22 protein-coding genes are annotated in these 21,588 nt (G+C 66.6%); 16 read left to right on the top strand and 6 right to left on the bottom strand.

Translation table 11 applies throughout. The features are described from left to right. Positions 1-14 precede the first annotated feature (14 nt). The 3 genes from DI606_RS06350 to flgB are packed head-to-tail and all read right to left on the bottom strand — an operon-like array spanning position 15 to position 1,449. Positions 15-671 (bottom strand): flagellar hook capping FlgD N-terminal domain-containing protein, encoded by a 657-nt coding sequence (locus DI606_RS06350; RefSeq protein WP_293980685.1) that lies wholly within the window; start codon positions 669-671, stop codon positions 15-17. Beyond that, positions 668-1,078, bottom strand: coding sequence for a flagellar basal body rod protein FlgC (gene flgC / locus DI606_RS06345; protein WP_293980683.1), 411 nt, complete (start codon positions 1,076-1,078; stop codon positions 668-670). The genes DI606_RS06350 and flgC overlap by 4 nt, the downstream gene beginning before the upstream one ends. Positions 1,079-1,080: 2 nt before the next feature. Then, positions 1,081-1,449 (bottom strand): flagellar basal body rod protein FlgB, encoded by a 369-nt coding sequence (flgB, locus tag DI606_RS06340; protein ID WP_293980681.1) that lies wholly within the window; start codon positions 1,447-1,449, stop codon positions 1,081-1,083. Between the two features lie 254 nt (positions 1,450-1,703). Here flgB and DI606_RS06335 point away from each other — a divergent pair, with 254 nt between their 5' ends. From DI606_RS06335 to DI606_RS06300, 8 genes are all read left to right on the top strand, one after another. After that, entirely contained in the window at positions 1,704-2,369 is a 666-nt protein-coding gene (locus tag DI606_RS06335) for a MotA/TolQ/ExbB proton channel family protein (RefSeq protein ID WP_293980736.1), read from the top strand. After that, a complete protein-coding gene (locus DI606_RS06330) occupies positions 2,366-2,857 on the top strand; it encodes a flagellar motor protein MotB (protein ID WP_293980679.1) in 492 nt (163 codons plus the stop codon). Before DI606_RS06335 ends, DI606_RS06330 begins: the two co-directional genes overlap by 4 nt. Before the next feature lie 92 nt (positions 2,858-2,949). Next, complete coding sequence (locus DI606_RS06325) at positions 2,950-3,504, top strand: flagella basal body P-ring formation protein FlgA (protein ID WP_293980735.1); 555 nt, start codon at positions 2,950-2,952, stop codon at positions 3,502-3,504. A 45-nt stretch (positions 3,505-3,549) separates the two neighbouring features. Then, positions 3,550-3,822 carry a flagellar biosynthesis anti-sigma factor FlgM gene (gene flgM, locus DI606_RS06320; protein WP_293980677.1) on the top strand — a complete coding sequence of 91 codons (273 nt, stop codon included), beginning with the start codon at positions 3,550-3,552 and terminating at the stop codon, positions 3,820-3,822. Positions 3,823-3,826: 4 nt separating this feature from the next. Next, positions 3,827-4,135: a hypothetical protein gene (locus tag DI606_RS06315; RefSeq protein WP_293980675.1), complete on the top strand. Its 309-nt coding sequence runs from the start codon at positions 3,827-3,829 to the stop codon at positions 4,133-4,135. Positions 4,136-4,345: 210 nt separating this feature from the next. Beyond that, positions 4,346-5,092, top strand: a complete 747-nt coding sequence (locus DI606_RS06310) for a lytic transglycosylase domain-containing protein (RefSeq protein WP_293980734.1) — start codon at positions 4,346-4,348, stop codon at positions 5,090-5,092. Positions 5,093-5,101: 9 nt separating this feature from the next. Continuing rightward, positions 5,102-7,222 (top strand): flagellar biosynthesis protein FlhA, encoded by a 2,121-nt coding sequence (gene flhA / locus DI606_RS06305; protein ID WP_293980673.1) that lies wholly within the window; start codon positions 5,102-5,104, stop codon positions 7,220-7,222. A gap of 14 nt (positions 7,223-7,236) precedes the next feature. After that, complete coding sequence (locus DI606_RS06300; protein WP_293980671.1) at positions 7,237-7,968, top strand: sigma-70 family RNA polymerase sigma factor; 732 nt, start codon at positions 7,237-7,239, stop codon at positions 7,966-7,968. A gap of 22 nt (positions 7,969-7,990) precedes the next feature. Here the strand turns inward: DI606_RS06300 and mdoH are convergent, their stop codons facing one another. The 3 genes from mdoH to DI606_RS06285 all read right to left on the bottom strand — a co-directional run bounded on the left by mdoH (position 7,991) and on the right by DI606_RS06285 (position 12,484). Further along, positions 7,991-9,871 carry a glucans biosynthesis glucosyltransferase MdoH gene (mdoH, locus tag DI606_RS06295; RefSeq protein WP_293980669.1) on the bottom strand — a complete coding sequence of 627 codons (1,881 nt, stop codon included), beginning with the start codon at positions 9,869-9,871 and terminating at the stop codon, positions 7,991-7,993. A gap of 60 nt (positions 9,872-9,931) precedes the next feature. After that, the gene (locus DI606_RS06290; RefSeq protein ID WP_293980667.1) at positions 9,932-11,419 is read right to left on the bottom strand and encodes a glucan biosynthesis protein; all 1,488 of its coding nucleotides are present in this window, start codon (positions 11,417-11,419) and stop codon (positions 9,932-9,934) included. A 237-nt stretch (positions 11,420-11,656) separates the two neighbouring features. Next, positions 11,657-12,484 carry a flagellin gene (locus DI606_RS06285; RefSeq protein WP_293980665.1) on the bottom strand — a complete coding sequence of 276 codons (828 nt, stop codon included), beginning with the start codon at positions 12,482-12,484 and terminating at the stop codon, positions 11,657-11,659. Positions 12,485-12,826: 342 nt separating this feature from the next. On the opposite strand from DI606_RS06285, the gene DI606_RS06280 reads away from it, so the two are divergent. Genes DI606_RS06280 through DI606_RS06245 form a run of 8 tightly spaced genes read left to right on the top strand, consistent with a single transcriptional unit; the run spans position 12,827 to position 21,577 of the window. Further along, complete coding sequence (locus DI606_RS06280) at positions 12,827-14,122, top strand: sigma-54-dependent Fis family transcriptional regulator (protein WP_293980663.1); 1,296 nt, start codon at positions 12,827-12,829, stop codon at positions 14,120-14,122. 20 nt (positions 14,123-14,142) lie between these two features. Next, a complete protein-coding gene (fliE, locus tag DI606_RS06275; protein WP_293980731.1) occupies positions 14,143-14,502 on the top strand; it encodes a flagellar hook-basal body complex protein FliE in 360 nt (119 codons plus the stop codon). Positions 14,503-14,505: 3 nt separating this feature from the next. Further along, positions 14,506-16,275, top strand: coding sequence for a flagellar basal-body MS-ring/collar protein FliF (gene fliF / locus DI606_RS06270; protein ID WP_293980661.1), 1,770 nt, complete (start codon positions 14,506-14,508; stop codon positions 16,273-16,275). Then, positions 16,268-17,284: a flagellar motor switch protein FliG gene (fliG, locus tag DI606_RS06265; RefSeq protein ID WP_293980659.1), complete on the top strand. Its 1,017-nt coding sequence runs from the start codon at positions 16,268-16,270 to the stop codon at positions 17,282-17,284. Before fliF ends, fliG begins: the two co-directional genes overlap by 8 nt. After that, positions 17,277-17,912 (top strand): FliH/SctL family protein, encoded by a 636-nt coding sequence (locus DI606_RS06260; RefSeq protein WP_293980657.1) that lies wholly within the window; start codon positions 17,277-17,279, stop codon positions 17,910-17,912. The genes fliG and DI606_RS06260 overlap by 8 nt, the downstream gene beginning before the upstream one ends. Then, positions 17,909-19,237, top strand: a complete 1,329-nt coding sequence (locus tag DI606_RS06255) for a FliI/YscN family ATPase (protein ID WP_293980655.1) — start codon at positions 17,909-17,911, stop codon at positions 19,235-19,237. Before DI606_RS06260 ends, DI606_RS06255 begins: the two co-directional genes overlap by 4 nt. Beyond that, a complete protein-coding gene (locus tag DI606_RS06250) occupies positions 19,234-19,659 on the top strand; it encodes a hypothetical protein (protein WP_293980653.1) in 426 nt (141 codons plus the stop codon). Before DI606_RS06255 ends, DI606_RS06250 begins: the two co-directional genes overlap by 4 nt. 4 nt (positions 19,660-19,663) lie before the next feature. Then, positions 19,664-21,577: a hypothetical protein gene (locus tag DI606_RS06245; protein WP_293980651.1), complete on the top strand. Its 1,914-nt coding sequence runs from the start codon at positions 19,664-19,666 to the stop codon at positions 21,575-21,577. Positions 21,578-21,588: the final 11 nt, after the last annotated feature.

Genomic DNA, 21,588 nt, shown 5'->3' with positions numbered 1-21,588 from the left:
AGGGTGGAAGGGGGTTACATGAGGCTCAGCGCATCGGACGGTTTGTAGCTGCCGAGCGCGGTGATGAGTTTGGAGGACGAACCGTCCGCCGGCGACTGGACTGCCGCGATGGTGGCCCAGGTCGCGACTTTGGTCGGGGTCGCGCCGTTGACCTTGACCTGCAGCGCCGACGACGCGATCGTTTCGCCCGCGTCGTTCTTGCCGTTCCAGAAGAAGGTGACGTCGCCTGCCGCCTGCGGCCCCATTTCGATGGTCTTGACCGTGTTGCCCGCGGCATCGACCAGATCGACGGTCGCGCCCTCTACCGCCTTGGGCAGCGTGATCTGCCCGGCATAGGCGCCGGTGGCGTCGGGCGCGGCGATGTTGCTTTGGACCAGCATCGATTTGCCGATCCAGCTCGCCGCGTCGCCCAGTCGCGTGCCGGTAAGCTGGCTCGCCAGATTCTTGATCGTCGCGTTCATTTCCGCGATGCCCGACGAATTGGTGATGGTCGCCATCTGCGATACCATCTGCGCATTGTCGACCGGCTGGAACGGGTCCTGATACTGCATCTGGGCGGTCAGCAGGGTCAGGAAGCTCGCCTGATCCATCGTCGACTTGCCGGTGCCGACATTCTTGTTGGGGTTGTAGACGGACAGCCCCGCGCTGTCAGTGGCGGTGGTCGTCGTCATTTGCCGATCCTTATGGTTTCCATCATCAGCGACTTGGCGGTGTTGAGCACCTGGACGTTGTTCTGGTACATGCGGGCGGTCTCGATCATGTCGACCAGCTCGGCATTTTCATCCACCGCCGCTTCCCACACGTCGCCATTCTTGTCGGCAAGCGGATGGTTGGGATCGTGGCGCTTGGTCGGCTGAGCGCTCGTCGTGACGACATTCTTGACTTTCACCGTCGATACGCCGGGCGTGTCGGTGACGCTTTCGAACACCGGCTTGATCGCGCGATAGGCTTCGCCCGCGCTGCCGGTGACGTTGCCCGCGTTCGCCATGTTGGACGCGGTGGCGTTGAGGCGCACCAGCTGCGCGCTCATGGCGCGGCCGGCGATGTCGAAAACGTTCATGGGCGCATGGTTGCTCATGCTCATTCTCCCTTCAGCGCGCGATTGATGGTGTTGATGCGGCCCTCCAGGAAGGAGAGGGTGGTGCGATATTTGACCGCATTTTCAGCGAACAGCGTCTGTTCGGTGCTCAGTTCCACCGTATTGCCGTCGAGACTGGGCTGAAGCGGGACGCGATAGCCCATCTGATCGTCGGCGGCCTTGGACACGTCGGTTGCCGATCCGCCGTTCCGTGCGGTCGCTTCCTTGAGCGCCGCCTCGAAATCGATATCGCGCGCCTTGTATCCGGGCGTCGAGGCATTGGCGATGTTGGACGCAAGCAGGGACAGTCGCTGCGACCGCAGCGCCAGCGCCTTCCCGTGGATCCCGAACAGATTGTCTTCGACCGCCATGTTCACATTCGCTCTAAAGTTTCGCCTTCACCCGCCGTTCTGAAGCCTGATGGCGTCTCCTTCGGGTGATCCAGCCGGATATCAGCAAGAGCCGTGCCAATTTGCGTGGGTGACGCATCGGCAAGTCGGCAATCGCTGGCAAACGGGGGTTTTCCGGGTTCGGACGGCAAGGGCGGCAATTTTTTGCCGCTCGCCGGAAAGATGTTGCCGCGCCCGGCGCGGCAGGGATTTTCGTGAAAAAGGCGGTGTGCGAAATGGCGTGGCTGGGGCAGTTTTTCGATCCGCTGACGTTGCTGGGCATGGTTGCGGGCATCGTGGCCGTGACCATGATGCAGAATGGCTGGGCGGTCTGGGGCCGCGCCATCGGCGCTTTGCGCCCGCTTTTTTCCGCCGATCCGACCGCCGACCGCGACGCCGCGCGCGGCGCGATGCTACAGATCGATCAGGTTGCACAGTTGCGCGGTCTCGCCTGCACCGACCGGGTCAGGACAACGAGCCCCTTCCTCACGGAAGCGGCGCGGCGGCTTGCCAACAGCGACCGGGTGGACGCCTTCGAACTATGGGTGAACCAGGCGCTGGCCGACCGGGCGCAGCGACACGGCGCAGTACACAGGCTGTGGTTCTCGGTCGCCGACGCTGCGCCCGCGCTCGGCATGGCCGGCACGATCGTCGGCCTTGTGGGTATGTTTGCCGCGATGGACGATCCGGCAAAGCTCGGCCCATCGATGGCGCTTGCGCTGCTTACGACCTTCTACGGTGTCGTCATCGCCAACATGATCGCGGCCCCCGTCGCCGCGCGGCTCGTCGACATCTCGGAACGCGAACTCGCCTGGCAGCGTGAGGCAGCCGAGCGGATGCTCGCCATCGCCCGACGCGAAAGCGCGCCGGTCCGCCGCGCCGCGATCCGCGAAGTCGCATGAGCGCCGCCCTTGCCAGCGCGTCCGCCCGGCGCAACCGCTGGGCGATAAGCTTTGCCGACCTGCTGCTCCTCATCCTCGGCTTTTTCGTAATGCTCCAGGCGAGCGGCTCGCGCCGTGACGCGATGCTGGCGCAGGTCAGCCGCCAGTTTGGCGGGCGGCCAATGGCGCAGGGGGAAGAATGGCGCGCGGCGGACCTGTTCGCCCCGGGCGAGGCGCTGCTGACGCCCGCAGGCCGCGCCACGCTTTCGGCCCTCGCGCAGCGGTTACGACGCGAAACGGGCGCGATCGACCTGCGCAGCAGCGGCGTCGATGCCGCGCATCAGCGGTTCGATGCATGGGATCTTGCCGCCGCCCGGCTGGGCGCGGTCGCGCGCGCGCTGCGCGCCGATGGCATTGCGCAGGACCGCCTGCGCATTCGCGGCTTGGATCAGGCCGATGCGTCGTCCGGCAAGGGGCAGCGCATCCGCATAGCGCCCGCCGCCCACTGACGGATTCTGGCACAGATATTGCTAGAGGATCGGGAAAGACTGTTCGTTTCTTTCCCGGAGACAAGCCCGTGGCTCGCCTACCTACCTTTCTCATGACCGCCGCCGCCCTGGCAGGTGCGCAGGCTGCGCATGCGCAAGGCGCGCAGAAATTCGAAAATCTCGACCGGATCGACAGCCTCGTCGCGATGACGGTGGGTGCGAACCTGGGCGAACCGGGCGGCCCCGCCGCGCCGGTCGACCGGCGCCTTCGCCTTGCGGCCTGTCCCACGACGCCCAGCGTCGAAGGCCCGGTATTCGGCGCGGCGATGGTGAAGTGCGATGCGCTGGGGTGGCGCATCCGCGTGCCGCTGGTCGGCGGTTCCGCCGCCGCTGCATCCGGCCCGCTGCCGCGCACCGCCGCATCGCCGCAGAATCGCTTCGCCCGTCCCGCGGCGAATGCACCCAGGGAAGCGGTCGTGCGTAAGGGCGATCCCGTGCAACTCATGGCCGGTAACGCGGCCTTCAGCGTGTCCCGTATCATGCTGGCGGACGAAGACGGCGCGCTCGGCGACACGATCCGCGTGCGCGAAGACCGCAAAAGCGCGCCCATATTCGCGCAGGTCGTGGAAATGGGCGTGGTGCGCATTCCGGGATTTAATGATTTTTGAACTTGTCCGTTATAGTCGAGAGGGACGAGTGAAGGATTTAACCCGATGATCAATTCCATTGGCCAGGGCATCAGCAGCGCGATCGGCACGACCGGCCTGCGCGAGACCGGCAAGGCCCGTGCCTCTTCGACCGGCAGCGCGAGCGCGACGGTGTCGACCGCAGCGTCGGCCAGCCCCGCCGCACGCATGGCCGCCGAGGGCGCGCCCATCGACCTCGACCGCATCGCCCAGATCAAGGCGGCGATCGCTTCGGGCAACTATCCGGTCGATGCCGACGCCATTGCCGAGCGCATGATCGCGCTCGACCTGCCGGCCTGATTCGATGCCGCTGGGCCTTGCCGCGCTCGACAGCCTCGGCGAGGCGGTCGACGATCTGCGCGCGGCGCTCGGCGGAAATGACCCTCATGCGATAGAGGCGGCCACCGCGCGGGTCGGGCAAGCCGCCGCCGCCGTGCGCGCCATCGGGGCCTGGCGCAGCGATCCCGCCGTGGCGGATCGGCTCACGGCCCTTGCACCGCTGATCGAAAGCGCCCGCATCCGCGTCAACCTGCTGGCCGATCATACCAGCCAGCGCCTGTCGATGCTGGCCGCCCACGGCGCGACGGTCGCGCCGTTGACCTACGGCCGCTAAATTTATTTTGTCCTTCAGCTAAAACGGCGCCACGCGGCGCCGTTTTTCGTTTTGCCGTCGCTTTTTCTGAAGCCGCGTTAACCAAATCTTGGCACAAGCCTTGCTCTAATGCCCCTGCTAGCAATTGGGGTATCAGGGTCAGTGTCTCTGTTTTCAGGCATATCGGCAGTCGAGGGTTCGCCCGGCAATCGCGTGACCAACGCGATCGCCATGGCCAGCCGCCGCACGGGTGTCGACTTCAGCTATCTGCTGGGCCAGGCGAAGATCGAATCGAGCCTCAACCCCACGGCGCGCGCGGCGACATCGTCCGCGACCGGGCTGTATCAGTTTATCGATCAGAGCTGGCTTGCCGTCATCGACAAGCATGGCGCGCAATATGGCCTCGGCTGGGCCGCCGATGCGATCCAGCAGAGCGGCGGGCGCTATTATGTCGCCGATCCTAACCTGCGGCAGCAGATCCTGGACCTGCGCAAGCATCCCGAAACCGCATCGGTGATGGCGGCGGAACATGCCGCCGACAACAAGGCCTATCTGGAAAGCCGGCTGGGGCGCGAAGCGCAGCCGGTCGACCTCTACCTTGCGCACTTCCTGGGTGTCGGGGGGGCGGCCAAGTTCCTGTCGGCGCACGACAGCAATCCCGACGCCACCGCCGCCTCGCTGTTTCCGGCGGCGGCGCGCGCCAATCGCTCGATCTTTTACGACAAATCCGGCCATCCGCGCAGCTTCACCGAAATCCGCGACCGTTTCGCCGCCAAGCTGCAAAAAGGCAGCGATACGCTGGGTGGCCCGGTCCAATATGCCGACGCCGCGCTGCCCGACGGTGCGAAAGCGGTGCAACCCGCCGACTATGTGCGGATCGAAACCCAGCGCCTCAGCCAGCAGCCCGACGTGACCGTCGCGCCGCAGCCGCAGACGGCGCGCCTCGCCTATCTCATGCTCGCCACCCTCGGAAGGTAACGGCCCGAAATGACGCCTGCTCAGGTCAAATCGAAAATCTGGATATCGACGGTGAAGGGCGCGGTGCTGCCTTTTGCAACGTTGATGGTCGTTATGTTCATGATGGTGCCGGTGCCCGCGATCATGCTGGATATCGGGTTCATCACCAACATCATGATTTCGCTCGCCGTGCTGATGGTGGCGCTGAACGCGGCCAAGCCGCTCGATTTCTCCAGCTTCCCCACCGTGCTGCTGTTCGCGACGCTGTTGCGTCTCGCGCTCAACGTCGCGTCGACCCGCGTGGTGCTGGTGTCGGGGCATGAAGGGTCGGACGCGGCGGGCCAGGTGATTGAGGCGTTCGGCCACTTCCTGATCGGCGGCGACTATGTGGTGGGCATTTTCGTCTTCGCGATCCTGATGATCATCAACCTCGTCGTCATCACCAAGGGCGCGGGCCGCGTGTCGGAAGTGTCGGCGCGCTTCACCCTCGACGCCCTGCCGGGCAAGCAGATGGCGATCGACGCCGACCTCAATGCCGGTCTCCTGACGCCGGAGGAAGCCAAGCTCCGCCGCCAGGAAGTCGCGACCGAGGCCGATTTCTACGGGTCGATGGACGGTGCCAGCAAGTTTGTGAAGGGCGACGCGGTCGCGGGCATCCTGATCCTCGCCATCAACATCGTGGGCGGCATCATCCTGGGCGTCGTCAGCCACAAGCTTCCCATCGGCGAAGCGGCGCAGACCTATGTCGTCCTCGCCATCGGCGACGCCCTGGTGGCGCAGATCCCCGCGCTGCTGCTCTCCATCGCCGCCGCATCCATCGTCACCCGCGTCAAGAGCGAGCAGGATCTGTCGGCGCAGGTCGCAGGCCAGTTCGGCAGCGGCAGGGCGTGGGTGCCGGTTGCCGCGATCCTGGGCTTCCTCGGCGTCCTGCCGGGAATGCCGCACATGATCATCCTGCCCGCAGCGGCGATCGCGGGCGGCATCGCCTGGCAATTGCGCAAGGCGAGCCAGAAGAAAGCGGCAGAGCCCGCGCCTGCGCCGCCGGCGCCCAACCCCGCGCTCATCGAATGGGATGACGTGTCGGACGGCGCGATCCTGGGGCTTGAGATCGGCTATGGTCTCATCGGCCTTGTCGACGAACGCAAGGGTGCGCCGCTCATGGCCCGCATCACCGGCATCCGTCGCCAGTTGTCGAAGGAACTGGGCTTCGTCGTGCCGATGGTCCGCGTGAAGGACAATCTGGCGCTCGAACCCAACCAGTATCGCATCACCATCGCGGGCGTTGTCGTGGGTGAGGATGAAATCTGGCCCGACGACCTGCTGGCGCTCGACAGCGGCGCGCTCGAAGGCACGGTGCAGGGCCGGGCGGCCAAGGATCCGACCTTCGGCCTCGACGCGGTCTGGATCGCGCAGGCCAAACGCAGCGAAGCGGTCGTCGCGGGCTATACCGTGGTCGATCCGCCGACGGTGGTGGCGACGCATCTCAACCAGTTGATCGCCATGAACGCCGCCGAAATGTTCGGCCTCGACGAAGCGCGCAAGCTGCTCGACAATCTGAAGGATGCCGCGCCCCAGTTGGTCGACGGCCTCACCCCCGGCACGCTCAGCCTCACGCAGATCAGTGCCGTTTGCCGCGCGCTCCTGTCCGAAGGCATCGCGCTCAAGGATTTCCGTCGCATCTGCGAGGCGATGGTGGACGCCGCCCGCCCCGACATGACGCACGAACAACTGGTGGAGGCGGTGCGTCAGCGGATCGGCGCGCTCATCATCCAGGGCCTTGTCCCTGTAAAGATGCCGCTTCCCGTCATCACGCTCGACGGCGAACTCGAAGCCATGCTGGCGCAGGCGATGCGCGTAGCGGGCGATGCCAAGCATCCCATCGAACCCAGCCTTGCCAACCGCATCGTCGAGCAGGTGGTGCAGGCCGCGCGCCCGATCATGGGACAGGCTCGCAATTTCGCCATCGTCACTTCGCCGGTCGCGCGCCGCGCGCTCGCCCGCCTTTTCAAGCCGCATCTGCCCGAAACGCCCGTGCTGTCCTTCCTCGAAATCCCGGACGGTAAGGGAGTGGAAGTGGTTGCGGTCGTAGGAAACGAATCACGCCTCCAGCCGCGGCACGATCCTCTGCCGCAGCGCGAACGGGTCGCCTGAGGGAAGACTGAGCCATGTACATGAACAAGATCGCGGCCGGTGCCCATACCTATGCAAAGCCCGGTGACAACAGCCCCGAACGGCTCGCCCGCCAATATATGCCGCTGGTGCGCAAGATCGCGTGGCATGTCCACGGGCGCGTCTCGACCGCCATCGAGGTGGAGGATTTGCTTCAGATCGGAATGGTCGCCCTGGTGGAGGCCGCCAACGGTTTCGAGGATCGGGGCCTGGGCTTCGGCGCCTATGCGCAGTTACGCGTGCGCGGCGCAATGATCGACCATCTGCGGAGGCAGGCGACGCTTTGCCGTTCGGCCATGGCCAAGCGCAAGGAACTCGCGAAGGTCCGGGGGGGGCTTGAACAGCGCCTCGGACGGCTTCCCACCGAAGCCGAAATGTCGAGCGCGATGGGCATCGACCCGGCGGACTTCCGCGAAATCGCCGACAGCGTCGAAATGGTGCAGCACACCAGCATGGACGAAGTCTATTCGGATCAGTCGATGTGGTTCGCCGATGTCGAGGACCGCGCCGATCAGGTGCTGGAACGCGAATCGCTTAAAAAGGCGCTGGCCGCCTGCATCGGCGAATTGCCGCAACGTGAGGCGATGGTACTCCAGCTCTATTTCGTCGAAGAAATGAACCTGGAGGAAATCGGCCAGACGCTGGACATCGGCGCGGCTCGCGTGTGTCAGATCAAGAAAGCCGCGCTCGACAAGCTGCGCGAAAAACTGCGCGGCTGGAACGAGTGACGCGCACGCGTGCGCAGCTGTCTCACTCGTCGTTCGCGACGACCGCGGGGCGGCTCGCGGAAGTGGGCCAGCGGAAGCGCAACGGACGATAGCTTTGCGTCTGCCACCAGGGGTCTGCGACCTGGAACAGGCCCCGTTCCGCCGCCCAGCGCCCGACATCCTTGCGCGCCGTAATCGCGGCGAGAACCGGCGAGGCGAACAGGCCCGCCACCACCGGTAGCGTCCACCCGAGCGCATCCGCCCGGATCGCCAGCAGCGTGAGGCCCACGCCCAGCAGCAAATGCCATTTGAACAGCCAGATCGCGCCGCCCATCGCCATGCCGTCGCGATCGCGGGTCTGGCCGTTCCAGCTGCTCTTGCGTCCCATGAGGATGCCGAACAGGTTGATCGTCTGCGTCAGCATCGCGACCGGGGCCATCAGGATCGAAAGCAGGATATCTGCGATCACCCCACGGGTCATGCGCAGCCCGCCACCGAAGCCGATGCGCCGCGCCGGATCGACCAGCGCCCAGAGGATCGAGAGGATCTTCGGTCCGAACAACAGCACCGCCGTGACCGCCAGCAAACCACCCGATGGCAGCACGGCTGCCGCAGGCCACAGCCCGCTCGCAGCGCCGCCCAGCACGACGAGGATCAGCGCGAGCCAGAGAGGCGAAGTGCAATGGGCGCTCGCGCCCACCAGCAACTGGAACCGGCTCACCGGATGCAGTCCCGCGATCCGGAAGAGCAAGGGGACATGCTGGATGTTGCCCTGGCACCAGCGGCGGTCGCGGGTGAACATGTCGGGCATCGACGGTGGGAATTCCTCGAAACTATCCTCGGCGGTGACCATGTGAACATCCCACCCGCGTCGCCGCAGCAGCGCGGCCTCCAGCATGTCGTGGCTCATGATATGTCCGCCGAAGGGCGCGCGGCCCGGCAACTCCGGAAGGCCGCAGCTTTCGGCGAAGGCGCGAACCCGCACGATGGCGTTGTGGCCCCAGAACATGCCCTCCGACCCTGCCCACCAGATCATGCCCGCTGCGGAAATCGGGCCGAAAAGGCGGCTGGCGAATTGCTGCCATCGCGCAAAGAGCGTCGCTGCGCCCATGACGGTCGGCACGGTTTGAATAAGTCCGACATGCGGATGCCGCTCCATATCGGACGCCAGTCGCGCCATCGTCTGGCCGCTCATCACGCTGTCGGCATCGAGCACCACCATATGATCGTAGCCGCCGCCGAAGCGCTGTACCCATTCGGCGATGTTGCCGGGCTTGCGCCCGATATTGAGTGCGCGGCGGCGATAATGGACCGGGCGGGAGAAAGACGCGCGCATCTCCTGGAACGCTTGACGCTCCACCTCCCCGCTTTCCGCGTTGGAATCGGACAGGATGAAAAATTCGAACCGTTCGCCGCCCATCACCTGCGACAGGCTGCGCTCCATGATCGAAAGGCGGCCCAGTACGCCGAGGAAATCCTCGTTGCACACCGGGAGCAGGATCGCGGTCCGACCGCGAAGGGGTTCGGACGCAAGGAGGGGGCGCGGCGTCACGCTTCGGCCCTGACCCACCGTCAGCAGCAGGAACCCGATTGTCGCAGTCGAAAAGCCGAACGCGATCCACGCGAAGAGCGATACGAACAGGACGAGATACACGCCCTCCATCCCGCTGATCCCATCCAGGCCGATGGATCGGCGCATCTCATGCGCGGCCATCGCGGCGGGGAGGAGGGCAAGGGTCACGACGAGCAACCGACGCGCCCAGATGTCGATATTGAACGACCGCCCGGAAACCATCGGCGGACGCGCTGAAAAATCCTGCTCCGGCATGTCGAGCGGCTGCTCCGCCGGAACCTGTTCGAACGCCCGCGCCAATGGTTTCTCCCCGGCTGCGGCACCTGCCGCCGGGCCGCCTCCCTGCATCATATCACAAACACCCTGTCTTGACCCGCGCGTTTGAACCCCGCGCATGAGCGCGGGTTCCCTTCAAGCCCCGATCGGGTAATGCAGCATCTCGCTTAACCCACGATTTCCCGAGCGCAATTGCAACCGCACGTCCGCCGGAACGGTGCTGCCGCGCCGCAGATCGATGACCGTCCGGAACAGACCGGGCCTGCCGAGCACCGGATAGCCCGCCGTCTTGACCGCCGCGCCGTTCGCGACATCGCTCCACACCTGCGGCTTTATGTCCTGCGGCACACCGGAAAAATCGACCACCAGCCGTTCGACGCCGTCCTGCTCGCCACGTCCGCGCCAGACATTCTCCACTATGGCAAGGCCGGACGACGCCGGCGCGCGCGCCGCGCTCCAGTCCAGGCGGTATCGTGCGTCGATCCGGCGGCCGGGCTTCACCGCACCGTCGGGGGTCCAGTAAGCCGCGACATTGTCGGTATATTCGCTATCGGTGGGAAAGGCGTAGAGCCGCACCTGACCCGCCCCCCATCCGGCGGCAGGCGTCGCCCAGAGCGAGGGGCGTCGGTCGTAGAAGACGCCGTCATCCTGATAATGATCGAAATCGCGGTCGCGCTGAAGCAGGCCGAAGCCTTTGGGATCGCGTTCGACGAAGGCGCTGAAATGCGGGTTCGCGGGATTGACGATAGGCCGCGCCTGCACGCCGCCATCGCCGCTGGCGATGGACAGCAGATCGGAATCGTGAATTTCCGGGCGCCAGTCTGTGCCCTTTGCGCGGTTCGCCTGATCGTACCAGAACATGCTGGTCATGGGGCTGATGCCCAGTTCGCGGATCGCCCGGCGCGGGAAGAGCGCGGCGGTAACGTCCTGCCGCACGCCGTCCCTGCCGAGGCTGCTCGCGAACCGGAAGGCCCCGGCGATGGATGCGCCGTCCAGCAAAGCGTAGACGGTGACGCTCGTCGCTCCGGTGCGTTCCAGCCAGAAATGGGTGAACCGAGGGAACTCCTCCTGCCCCTGGATGCTGGTGTTGATCGCAACGGCGCGGGCGGACAGGCCGAACTGCTTTTGCGGGCCGGGCGCGCGGAAATAGCTGGCGCCCAGAAACGATAGCCAGTCCCCGTCGCGCGCCGCGTTCATGATGCGAAATCCGGCAAAACCCGCATCCGGGCCGAGCGCGCCCACAGCGTTCCCCGCCGGTGCGTCGAACATCGCCGGGTCGTATCGCAGCGGCGTTGCGCGCCCCTTTTCGACGATGGCGATCTCCACCGGCTGCGGCGCGGTGGCGGACAAGGGGAAAAAGCGCACGCCCGTGTCGCCGGGAAGGTCGCCCCATAAAGTCCGCTCGTCGCGAAAGCGTGCGGCGTGGAGCGCGTTGTAATCCACTTTTGCCGCACCGGGGTTCGGCGGCGTTTCGCGATAGGGCGCGCGGGCGAGCGCCTGCGCCCGTGCCACCAGCGCGTCCCAGGAAAAGGCGTCTCCCTTCGCCTGTGCGCGCAGGCTTTGCGGCAGGAGCAGGGCAGCGCCCGAGGCGGTCAGGATCGTGCGGCGGTTCATTTGGATCATGGATGTCATCATGGATCGGGCAAACGCGCGCGCCAAGCCCCCGTATCCATCAAATCCATCCATCGAACCGCCCTGAACGCGATGAAGCCTCCGCCCGGGGGGACGGAGGCTTCGAAAAGGCTGGTCGTTCGATCGAAGGTGTCTCCCCCGGCGCGGTGGGGACTGTTGATGCGCCGGGGATGACTTGGGCGGCTGGCGGTGACCAAGACCTCAGCCGACCAATCTCATGGTCTTGTCTTAGCCGATCAGCTTCAGCACGCCCTGCTGGCTCTGGTTGGCCTGCGCCAGCATCGCGGTCGAAGCCTGGCTTAGGATCTGCTGCTTGGCGAGGGCGGTCGATTCCGCCGAAAAGTCGGCGTCTTCGATGCGGCTGCGGGCGTCGGTCAGGTTGGTGACCGTGCTGGTCAGGTTGTTGACGGCCGATTCCAGGCGGTTCTGCGCCGCACCCAGCGTCGCGCGGGTTCCCGACACTTCCGCCAGCGCATCGTCATAGTCCTGCAGAGATGCGTCGCTCGCGCCGCCTGCGGCGAATGTCTTGGCGAGAACAGCCCCGACTTTGGAAGCGGTAGCAGTAAGGTCGGCGGACTTCAGCGTGACCGTATCCGTCGAGTTTGCGCCGGTCTGGATCGAGAAACCGGTGGCGGCGGCGGCGTCGAACAGGTTCTTGCCGTTGAAGGTCGTCTTGGTGACGATGTCGTTGATCTGCGCCTTGAGCTGGGCCTGTTCGACGCGGATGTTGTCGGTGTCGGTGGTGGTGTAGGTACCGTTGGCTGCCTGCACCGCCAGTTCACGCATACGCTGGAGCATGTTGCTGACTTCGCCGAGCGCGCCTTCCGCCGTCTGCGCCATCGAAATGCCGTCGTTGGCGTTGCGGATGCCCTGGGTCATGCCCTTGATCGACGCGGTCATCGACGAAGCGATGGCGAGGCCGGCGGCGTCGTCCTTCGCGCTGTTGATGCGCTTGCCGGTCGACAGGCGTTCCATGGCGGTGGACAGCGCCTTGCTGGCCATGGTCGAGGAGTTGGCTGCACGCAGCGCCGACGAGTTGGTTCCGATAACAGTCATGATATTCCCTTTCCGTTCAATCATTCGGTCGCTGCCATCAGGGCGCTTGCGGCCTCGAAAGGGGATAACGGCGGGGGGCGTCCGGGCTTTAACGCGGCCTGCGATTTTTTTGAAAAGCGCGGCGATTCGGCAGGCGTCCGCACTCCTTACGCGGGCGCATCGCGCGCGCTTTAGACCAAGGTCTTATAAGCTGCCGTTTTTGCCGGAAAAAAATTGCCGGTCGGGCGGCAAGATGCCGACCGGCATTAACCATCTAATAACCACGCTCGCGGTAAAACCCGATCATCGAAGGGGCTAGGGGCGTACGGGGGTACAAGCCGGCCAGAATGTGGGAAATTGGTCATGTCATCGCTTGACGTGAGCCGTGGCGTCTGCGCGCTCGTTCCGGGCTTGCAGCACTGGCTTGAAAATGCGCTTTACGCCGTGCGGATCGTGGATGCCGCCAGCCCGCGCGAGAAGTCCGGTGCGCCCGATCGGGACACGCGCCGCATACTGCTGGCGACCGAGATCGCCCATGCGACGCATCGCGATATCCTCATCACCCTTGTCGATGGCGCACCCTCGCTGCTTGCCGCCGCAAACGGCCTGCCCGCACGCGTCGCCTTCGGCATGGCGGACATGGGCTTTGCCTTCGCCCTCATCGCCGAACTCGCCCGTCCGGCGAACGTCCCGGCAGTGGGCGATCAGGGCAGCGCCCGCCTGATGACGCTGGCGAGCCGCGTGGCGCGTAGCGACGCGACCGTCCTCATCCAGGGCGATACCGGCACCGGCAAGGAAGGCATGGCGCGCTTCCTCCACGCCCAGTCGGGCCGGACCGGCCACGACTTCATCGCCGTGAACTGCGCTGCGCTACCCGAAACCATGATGGAAGCGATGCTGTTCGGGCACCGCAAGGGCAGCTTCACCGGCGCCGCGACCGCTTCGGAAGGCCTGTTCCTCGCGGCGGACGGCGGCACGCTGTTTCTCGACGAAATCGCCGAACTGCCGCTCGCGCTTCAGGCCAAGCTGCTGCGTGCGCTGCAGGAGGGCGAAGTGCTCCCGGTCGGGGCGACCCATCCGGTTCCGGTCAACGTCCGCGTGATCGCCGCGTGCAACCGCAACCTTGCCGAGGAAGTCGCCGCAGGCCGCTTTCGCGAAGATCTTTACTGGCGTCTCAACGTCATGCCGCTCGAACTGCGCCCGCTCAGCCAGCGTCGCGGCGATGTGAGCGCGATCGCCGCCGCCATGCTGCTGCGCATGTCCGACATGGGGAAGGCCGGGCTCGTCTGGCCGACCGCCGATGCGCTGGACAAGCTCTTCGCCCACGCCTGGCCCGGCAACGCCCGCGAACTGGGCAATGTGCTTCAGCGCGCTGTGGTGCTGCGCGACGGCGACCGGATCGAGGCGAGCGACCTGCACATGGGGTCCGCACCCCAGATCGCCGCCGCGCCCGCGCATCCGATCGTCGCGCCTGCCGCTCTGATGCCCGCCGAGCCGATCCGCCTGCGCGACGTCGCCCGCCATTCCAAGCTGGAGGCGATCCGCACCGCGCTACGCGAAACGGACGGCCACCGGGCCGCCGCCGCGCGCAAGCTCGGTATTTCCGAACGCACGCTGCGCTATCGGCTCGCCGAAATGCGCGAGCTGGCCGCGGCTTGAAGGAGCGCTGAACCATGGCGATCAACGGCCTGTCCCCGACCGACAGCGTGATGGCGATCCGCAACGCCATCCTGCAAAGGAACGCGGCGCTGCGCGACGTGTCCTCCGCGCCCACCGTGGGCGGCAACGCTCCTTTGGGCGGTGCGCAGGAAACCAAGCCCGGCGCGTTCACCGACGCGCTGTCCAGCGCGCTGCAACAGGTGAACGGCCTTCAGAACCAGGCGGGCGAAGCCGCCGCCGCGTTCGAAAAGGGCGAAACCACCGATATCGCCGCCGTCATGCTGTCCAAGCAGCAGGCGTCGGTCAGCTTCGAGGCGACCCTCCAGGTCCGCAACAAACTCCTGTCCGCCTACAAGGACATCATGAGCATGCCGGTATAATCGATGAGCGAGAACGCCCTTTCCACCACGGTCGGCACCGCCGCCCCCGCGCTCCCCGCCGCTTCGGCCGCCTCCTTCGGCAGCGGGGCCAAAGGCTTCGACGCCGTCAAGGCGCGCTTCACCGGCTTCATGAAGCAACCCGCCGTGGCGAAGAGCCTGCCGTTGATCGGCCTGCTCGGCACCGTGGCGGTCGCTGGCGCTGCCTGGCTGGCGCTGCGCGAACCGCCGCAGCGCGACCTGTTCCGGGGCCTGCCCGACGCCGACAAGTCGGCTGTGGCGCAGGTGCTCGACCAGAACGGCATCAAATACGACTTCGACAATGGCGGCGCGATGACCGTGGGCGAGGGCGATTATTTCAAGGCGAAGATGATGCTCGCCGCGCAGGGCCTGCCCAAGAGCGCGCCCGACGGCAACAGCATGATCGACAGCCTGCCGATGGGCGCGAGCCGCGCGGTCGAGGGAGAAAAGCTGCGCTCGGCCCGCGAGATGGATCTCGCCCGAACGATCGAGGCGATCGACAGCGTCGAAAGCGCGAAGGTGCATCTTGCCGTCGAACCGCCCAGCGTCTTCCTGCGCGAACGGACCAAGCCGTCCGCATCGGTGATGCTGCGTCTGGCCAACGGGCGCACGCTGACCGATCAGCAGGTGAGCGCCATCGTTCACCTCGTCGCATCGTCGATCCCGGAACTCAGCCCGGACGACATTTCGCTGGTGGACCAGAACGGACGCCTGCTGAGCGACAATGACGGCAATGCCGCCGACGACCGCCAGATCGCTGTCCAGTCGAAGATGGAGGATCGCTACAAGCAGTCCGTCATCGCGTTGCTGACCCCGATCCTGGGGCAGGGCAATTTCTCGACCGAAGTGCATGCCGAACTGAACTTCGCCGAAAGGCAGGCGACCCGCGAAACCTATCCGCAGGACGAAGCGCGCCTGCGCACCGAACAGGGCACATGGGCATCCGACCCGCGCGGCCAGGGCGCAGGCGAAGCCTCGGGCATCCCCGGCGCGCTCAGCAATCAGGCGCCCGTCAACCCGACCGTCACGCAGACCAACCCCAACGGGCAGGCGGTGGCGCAGGGCCAGACGGCGCAGGGTGCCCAGGGCGCGCAGCCCGGCACGCCGCCCAATCCGCTGATGAAGACGGAAGAAACCTTCAACCGCTCCTTCGAACTGGGCCGCGAGGTTTCGGTGACCAAGGACGCGATCGGCACGGTCAAGCGTCTGTCGGTCGCCGTGGCGCTCGACAACGGCCCGGACGGCAAGCCCCGTTCCGCGCAGGAAATCGCGGCGCTCGAAGCACTGGTGAAGGGCGCGGTCGGCTTCGACCAGGCGCGCGGCGACGTGGTCGCGCTGTCCTCGCGCAGCTTCGTCAAGGAAGCCGCCGTGGAAACGCCTTGGTATGAAGCCGACTGGATCGCGCCGCTGACCCGCAACCTGTCCGCGCTGCTCGTCGCGCTGCTCGTGATCTTCGGCATCGGTCGCCCGCTGCTCAAGCGCCGCGCCGCGGCACAGGCCGCCGAGGAAGAGGCGAAGGCGGAAACCGGGCAACAGATCGGGCGCGAAATATCGGGCGAACTGATGCGGCAGGCCCCCGTCCCCAATGCCGAAGGCGGCGAGGGGAAGGTGACGCTCGACATGATCTCCTCCGCTTACGACTATGCCCAGCGCGCCGACCTCATCCGCAACTTCGTGAAGCAGGACCCGGATCGCGCCGCCCTCGTGGTTCGCGACCTCCTCAAGGAAGCGAAGAAGGAAAAGGAAAATGCCTGAGATCGTCCCCGGTCGTCCCGAGGCGCTCAAGGGCAGCGCCGCCGCCGCCGTCCTCCTGATGCTGTTCGACGAGGACGAAGCCGCCCAGATCCTCTCGCGCCTCGAACCCGACGAAGTGCGCCAGCTCGGCTACGCCATGTATGACGTGCAGGATGTCGAGCCTGAGGAAGTGAACGAGGCGCTCGACCATTTCGTCAACAAGGCCAAGAAGCGCACCACCATCGGCTATGGCGCGACCCGCCACATCCGGGGCGCGATGACCAAGGCGCTGGGCGAGGAGCGCGCCGAAACCATCCTGGCGCGCATCACTCCGCCGACCCGCTCCACCCAGCTCGAAATGCTGAAGTGGATGGACGCCAAGGAGATCGCAGCGCTTATCGAGGCGGAGCATCCGCAGATCATGGCGATCGTGCTCGCCCATCTCGAAGCGCCGGTCGCCGCCGACGTGCTGCAACTCCTGCCGGTCGAATATCAGGAAGAGATCGTGTACCGCATCGCCACGCTCGGCCCGGTGTCGAACGAGGCGCTGGAGGATCTGGAAACGCTCCTGCTGCGCGGCCCGGTCAACAAGCAGGGTGCAGCGTCGCAGCGCGGCGGCACGGTCGAGGCGGCCGCGATCATGAACAATGTCCGCAAGGACAATGAGCAGCGGATCATGAAGGCCGTCGCCAAACGCGACAAGATGATCGCCCAGACCATCGAGGAGGAAATGTTCGTCTTCGACAACCTCATCGACATGGACGACAAGAATCTGGGCACGCTCATGCGCACGATCGACAGCAGCGTGCTGGTCGTGGCGCTGAAGGGCACGAACGACATGCTCAAGGGCAAGATCTTCAGCTGCATGTCGGCCCGCGCCGCGCAGGCCATCGCCGACGAGATCGAGGAACGCGGGCCGATCCGCCTTGCCGAAGTGATCGACGCGCAGAAGCTCATCATCGCGACCGCGCGCCGCATGGCGGACGCGGGCACCATCATGCTCGGCGGAAAGGGCAACGATTTTGTCTAGGATCTGGGGCGCAGACGCGGCGATCGACGCAGCGCCGGTCGCGGTCGCGGGCTTCCGCCCGGTCGAAGGGGGCTTTCGCAGCCTCTACACCGCGCCTGCGGGGCAGCAGACCGCTGCCCTGCGCGGCGAACTGGTGCCGGTCGAACCCGTCGACGTGCTCGAGGAAGCGCGGATGGAAGCCTTCACCATGGGGTTCGAGGAAGGGTGCCGCATCACTGCCGAAGCGCAGGCGGACGCGGTCGAGGCGCAGGGCCGCCTTTCCGAAGCGCTCGAATTGCTGGCGCCCGCGCCCAGCGGGATGCTGTCCACCATGTTGTCCGCCACGGTGGTGCGCCTCGTCGAACAGATCGTGGGCGAGGTGGAGATCGACATGGACCGCCTCGTTCAGCGCTGCGATACCGTCGCCGCCTTCATCGAGGGCAATCAGGACCGCAGTGCCCTGCATCTCCATCCTGACGATGCCGATATGTTGAAGGACGAGGCCATCGGCGTGCCGCTGGTCGCCGACCAGACGATGCAGCGCGGCTGCGTCCGCCTCGAAACCATGGACGGCTGGGTCGAAGATGGCCCGGACGTGCGCCTGTCGCGCTTGCGCGCGCTGCTCGACGATATGGAAGGCAAGGCATGATCCGCGCGGCGCTGGCGCAGGCCGAAAGCCTGTTCGACCATCTTCAGGTGCAGAACCGCGCGCCGCGCCATGTCGGCCGCCTTGTCAGCCATGACGCCGGGATGCTGGAAGTGACCGGCTTTCGCCGTCCCATCGGTTCGGGCGCACGCGTGCTTGCCAGCGACGGGTCGGTCTGCCGCGCCGAAGTCATCGGCTTTCGCGGCGACCGCACGCTGCTGGTGCCGCTCGACGCCGACGCCCCGCTCGAAAACGGCATCCGCGTGGAGCCTGACAGTCAGGCTAACATGGTGCAGGTCGGCGATGGCCTCATCGGCCGTGTCATCGACGCTATGGGCCAGCCGCTCGACCGCAAGGGGCCGATCATCGCGGGTGGCGTCTGGCCGCTGAACGGGGTCAGGGGCAACGTCCTCGACCGCGGTCGCGTCACCGAACCTTTCGACCTCGGAGTGCGCGCGGTCAACGCGCTGCTGACCGCCGGGCGCGGCCAGCGCATCGCGATCATCGCGGGGTCGGGCGTCGGCAAGTCGGTGCTGATGGGGCAGATGATCGCCGGGGCCGAAGCGGACATCGTCGTCACCGGCCTCATCGGCGAACGGGGCCGCGAGGTCAGCGACTTCCTCGAAACCAAGCTCAAGGGCGCGATGCACAAGAGCATCGTCGTCGCCGTGCCCGCCGATCATCCCCCGGTGCTGCGCCTGCGCGCCGCCGCGCGCGCCACCGCCATCGCCGAATATTTCCGCGCACGCGGAAAGAAAGTGCTGCTGCTGATCGACAGCCTGACCCGTTGCGCCCACGCTCAGCGGGAGATCGGCCTGGCACTGGGCGAACCGCCCGCGATGAAGGGATATCCGCCCTCCGCCCTCGCGCTGATCCCGCGCCTTGTCGAGCGCGCAGGGGTGGACGCCCGCACCGGCGGGTCGATCACCGCGCTCTACACCGTGCTGGCCGACGGCGACGACACCGACGACCCGATCGTGGACGCGGCGCGCGCCATCGTCGACGGCCATTTCGTCCTGTCGCGCCATTTGTCGGAACAGTCGATCTTTCCCGCCATCGATATCGGCAAGTCGCTCTCGCGCGTCATGGCCGATGTGGTGGACGACGAACATCGCCAGGCGGCGGCGGGCTATCGCCGCCTGTGGGCCGCCTATGAGGAAAATCGCGATCTCATCCTGATGGGTGCCTACCGTCCCGGCAACGATCCCGTGATCGACGAAGCGGTGCGCCGCCGCCAGGAAATCCTCGACTTCATCCGGCAGGACCAGAAAAGCCGCATCGACCTGTCTACCAGCGCCGACGCGCTCGTCGCGGGCTTCGGCGCATGAAGGGGCTTGTCGGTCGCCGCCAGCGCGTGTTGCGCGTCCGCCATGTGCAGCACGCCATGGCCGTCGCCGAAGCCGCCCGTGCGCGGGACGAGGCGGCGGGCATCGCCCATAATATCGAGCGGCTCGCCCGCGTGCGCAGCGACCTGTTCGGCACGCAGGGCCTTGCCACCGGCGCATCCTTCGCCGCGATGCAGGAACTTGCGACCCGGCTGGAACAGGCGGGTCGCCAGCTCGACGGAGCGCTTTACGACGCGAACAGGAAGGTCGAGACGAAGGAAGGCCTGACGCTCGCGGCGAACCGTGAAAAGGAAATCGCCACTCGTTTGAAGGACCGCGCTCGCGCGGAACTGGAGGAATGGCGTGAAAACAAATTGGCCGCATTGCCGCGCTATCGCCGGATGCAGCGGTCTGGGGAGGCGTGAAGACATGAATATGCTGACCAGTCTCAAGTCCCTGCTGCTGCCCGGCATCGCGCCCGCCAGCGCCAGATCGGGCGATCCGGCAACGGGCGACGGTCCGGATTTCGCCACGCTGATGCAGGATGCGGCAGCGCCGCCGCCCTCTGTGGAGAAACGGTCTTCGCATCCCGCGCCCGCTCCAGCCGAGCCCGCGTCCCCTGCGTTCGAATCGTCCGCTCTACCTATATCTGCGCATCCCGCGCCGCCCGCGTCAGCACCCTTGCCCTCGCCACCTCAGGGGACCGCTGACGCCGTTCCAGCAGCGCCCCTGGGCGTCCCCGCGCCTGCGCCCGACGGCAGTCCTCCTTCGGCTGAAGACGCGGCAATAGCAGCCCCCTCCGAAACGTCGCCCCAACAGGTGTCGGTCGCGCCCCTCCCATTACCGTCGGCGCCCAGCGGGCAAGCGCGGGCCGCCGCCGATGCGCCACCGGTGAAGCAGGGCAGGCCCGCGCGGCTCCCGGAAGCGGCACCTGCCACCCCGGCACTACCCCTGGCGGATGACGATATACCCGCCGCAGACGCCTCGTCGCATGAGATGGAGCGCGAGACGGCAGCAACGCCAGCGGTCGACGCTGCGGTTGCCGTGCCTGCGTCCCCGTTCGCGCCTGCGCCGATTCCTGTCGCAGTCGCGCCGCCGATCGTCGTTGCGCAAACGCCGCAACCGTCCCCGGCCATCGCTGGCATGGAAGCATCGACGTCTCCAGTGACCGGCAGCGCGCGACCGGCCGCGATCATGGCTCAAGCCCCGGCGATGCCCTTTGTGGAAACCCCTCGCGGTCCGTCGGTAGGGGAGCAGCCGACGCTCGAACCCTCGCTTCCCGCCGCCCGTGCGCCGGTCGCAAATGGGGCGTCGCAACCGCTATCCCCCGACACGACGCTGCCCGTCATGGTCGCGGAATCGACGGAGACACCCCCATCCGCGCCGGTTCCCCCGGTCGCTGTGGCCCAATCCGCGCCAATCCCACCCAAGGCTACGCAGTCCGTGCCGCTCCCGAACGCTGTTGCTGACCCGGCTGCATCCGAAGCGCTGGACCAAGCCCGGCCCGCGCCGTCGCCCGAAGCTTCGCAAGCCGCTGCCCTGCCGCGCCGGTCCATGACGGAGGTGATGTCGCTGCTGCAACTGGCCCGTGACCAGCTCCACAAGCGGGAGGGTGACGCGGGCACGTCGGTCGCCGACCGCGCTATCGACATGCCGGCCCGCAGCCATGCGACGCCGGAGGCCGTTCCAACGCCGCCGATACTGTCTCCCACCGCCGCGCCGCCATCGCCGGTTCAGGCCATGACCGCCCTCCCGACCGTCGATCTTTCCGCGACGCTCGGCGCGCAGGTGGTGGACATGGGCGTATCGGGCCAATGGATCGACGGTCTTGCCCGTGACATTGCCCGATTTTCCGCCGATGGGGCGCGGAGCCACTTTCAGATCGACGCGGGCCGGCTCGGCCCGGTGCAGGTCGACATCCGCCAGTCGGCGGACGGCGCGGCGGTCAGCCTCACCGTGGCGAGCGACATCGCCGAACAGGCGCTGAGGCAGGAAAGCGATCGGCTGCGCGGCGACCCGGCGCTGTCGGCGGTTCGCATCGCCGACATGAAGATCGAACGCGGACATGTGGTCGCCGAAGCGTCACGCACCGACAGCGGCAATCATCCGGGCTCGCAGCAATCGTCCGGCCAGCAGGGGCAGGGCGGATGGACGGCCCAGGGCCAGCAACAGGGCCAGCAACAGGGATGGAGCCAGTCATCGGCGCAATCCCAGATGCAGGGCCGGGGGCAGGGGCGCGATAATTTCGGCTCCGGCGCTAAAGCCCAGGGCGATGCGGTCGTTCTGCATTCCGAACAGGTCGGCGTAAATGCCGCGGACCTGCCGCGCGCGCGCTATGCGTGAGCCACGCTAAT

This window comes from Sphingobium sp., from assembly GCF_003248505.1.
Lineage (GTDB): Bacteria > Pseudomonadota > Alphaproteobacteria > Sphingomonadales > Sphingomonadaceae > Sphingobium.
Note: the sequence above shows the minus strand (reverse complement) of the source record. Positions and strands in the feature narration are given on the sequence as shown.

What these genes read in the sequence shown, in the direction of transcription:
- DI606_RS06325 (WP_293980735.1), top strand. Translation starts at nt 2,950, where the DNA reads ATGACCGCCGCCGCCCTGGCAGGTGCGCAGGCTGCGCATGCGCAAGGC.
- flgB (WP_293980681.1), bottom strand. Translation starts at nt 1,449, where the DNA reads ATGGCGGTCGAAGACAATCTGTTCGGGATCCACGGGAAGGCGCTGGCG.
- DI606_RS06280 (WP_293980663.1), top strand. Translation starts at nt 12,827, where the DNA reads ATGTCATCGCTTGACGTGAGCCGTGGCGTCTGCGCGCTCGTTCCGGGC.
- DI606_RS06330 (WP_293980679.1), top strand. Translation starts at nt 2,366, where the DNA reads ATGAGCGCCGCCCTTGCCAGCGCGTCCGCCCGGCGCAACCGCTGGGCG.
- DI606_RS06255 (WP_293980655.1), top strand. Translation starts at nt 17,909, where the DNA reads ATGATCCGCGCGGCGCTGGCGCAGGCCGAAAGCCTGTTCGACCATCTT.
- DI606_RS06315 (WP_293980675.1), top strand. Translation starts at nt 3,827, where the DNA reads ATGCCGCTGGGCCTTGCCGCGCTCGACAGCCTCGGCGAGGCGGTCGAC.
- DI606_RS06285 (WP_293980665.1), bottom strand. Translation starts at nt 12,484, where the DNA reads ATGACTGTTATCGGAACCAACTCGTCGGCGCTGCGTGCAGCCAACTCC.
- DI606_RS06335 (WP_293980736.1), top strand. Translation starts at nt 1,704, where the DNA reads ATGGCGTGGCTGGGGCAGTTTTTCGATCCGCTGACGTTGCTGGGCATG.
- DI606_RS06250 (WP_293980653.1), top strand. Translation starts at nt 19,234, where the DNA reads ATGAAGGGGCTTGTCGGTCGCCGCCAGCGCGTGTTGCGCGTCCGCCAT.
- flgM (WP_293980677.1), top strand. Translation starts at nt 3,550, where the DNA reads ATGATCAATTCCATTGGCCAGGGCATCAGCAGCGCGATCGGCACGACC.
- flgC (WP_293980683.1), bottom strand. Translation starts at nt 1,078, where the DNA reads ATGAGCAACCATGCGCCCATGAACGTTTTCGACATCGCCGGCCGCGCC.
- DI606_RS06290 (WP_293980667.1), bottom strand. Translation starts at nt 11,419, where the DNA reads ATGATCCAAATGAACCGCCGCACGATCCTGACCGCCTCGGGCGCTGCC.
- DI606_RS06300 (WP_293980671.1), top strand. Translation starts at nt 7,237, where the DNA reads ATGTACATGAACAAGATCGCGGCCGGTGCCCATACCTATGCAAAGCCC.
- DI606_RS06245 (WP_293980651.1), top strand. Translation starts at nt 19,664, where the DNA reads ATGAATATGCTGACCAGTCTCAAGTCCCTGCTGCTGCCCGGCATCGCG.
- fliF (WP_293980661.1), top strand. Translation starts at nt 14,506, where the DNA reads ATGAGCGAGAACGCCCTTTCCACCACGGTCGGCACCGCCGCCCCCGCG.
- DI606_RS06310 (WP_293980734.1), top strand. Translation starts at nt 4,346, where the DNA reads ATGGCCAGCCGCCGCACGGGTGTCGACTTCAGCTATCTGCTGGGCCAG.
- DI606_RS06350 (WP_293980685.1), bottom strand. Translation starts at nt 671, where the DNA reads ATGACGACGACCACCGCCACTGACAGCGCGGGGCTGTCCGTCTACAAC.
- mdoH (WP_293980669.1), bottom strand. Translation starts at nt 9,871, where the DNA reads ATGATGCAGGGAGGCGGCCCGGCGGCAGGTGCCGCAGCCGGGGAGAAA.
- fliG (WP_293980659.1), top strand. Translation starts at nt 16,268, where the DNA reads ATGCCTGAGATCGTCCCCGGTCGTCCCGAGGCGCTCAAGGGCAGCGCC.
- flhA (WP_293980673.1), top strand. Translation starts at nt 5,102, where the DNA reads ATGACGCCTGCTCAGGTCAAATCGAAAATCTGGATATCGACGGTGAAG.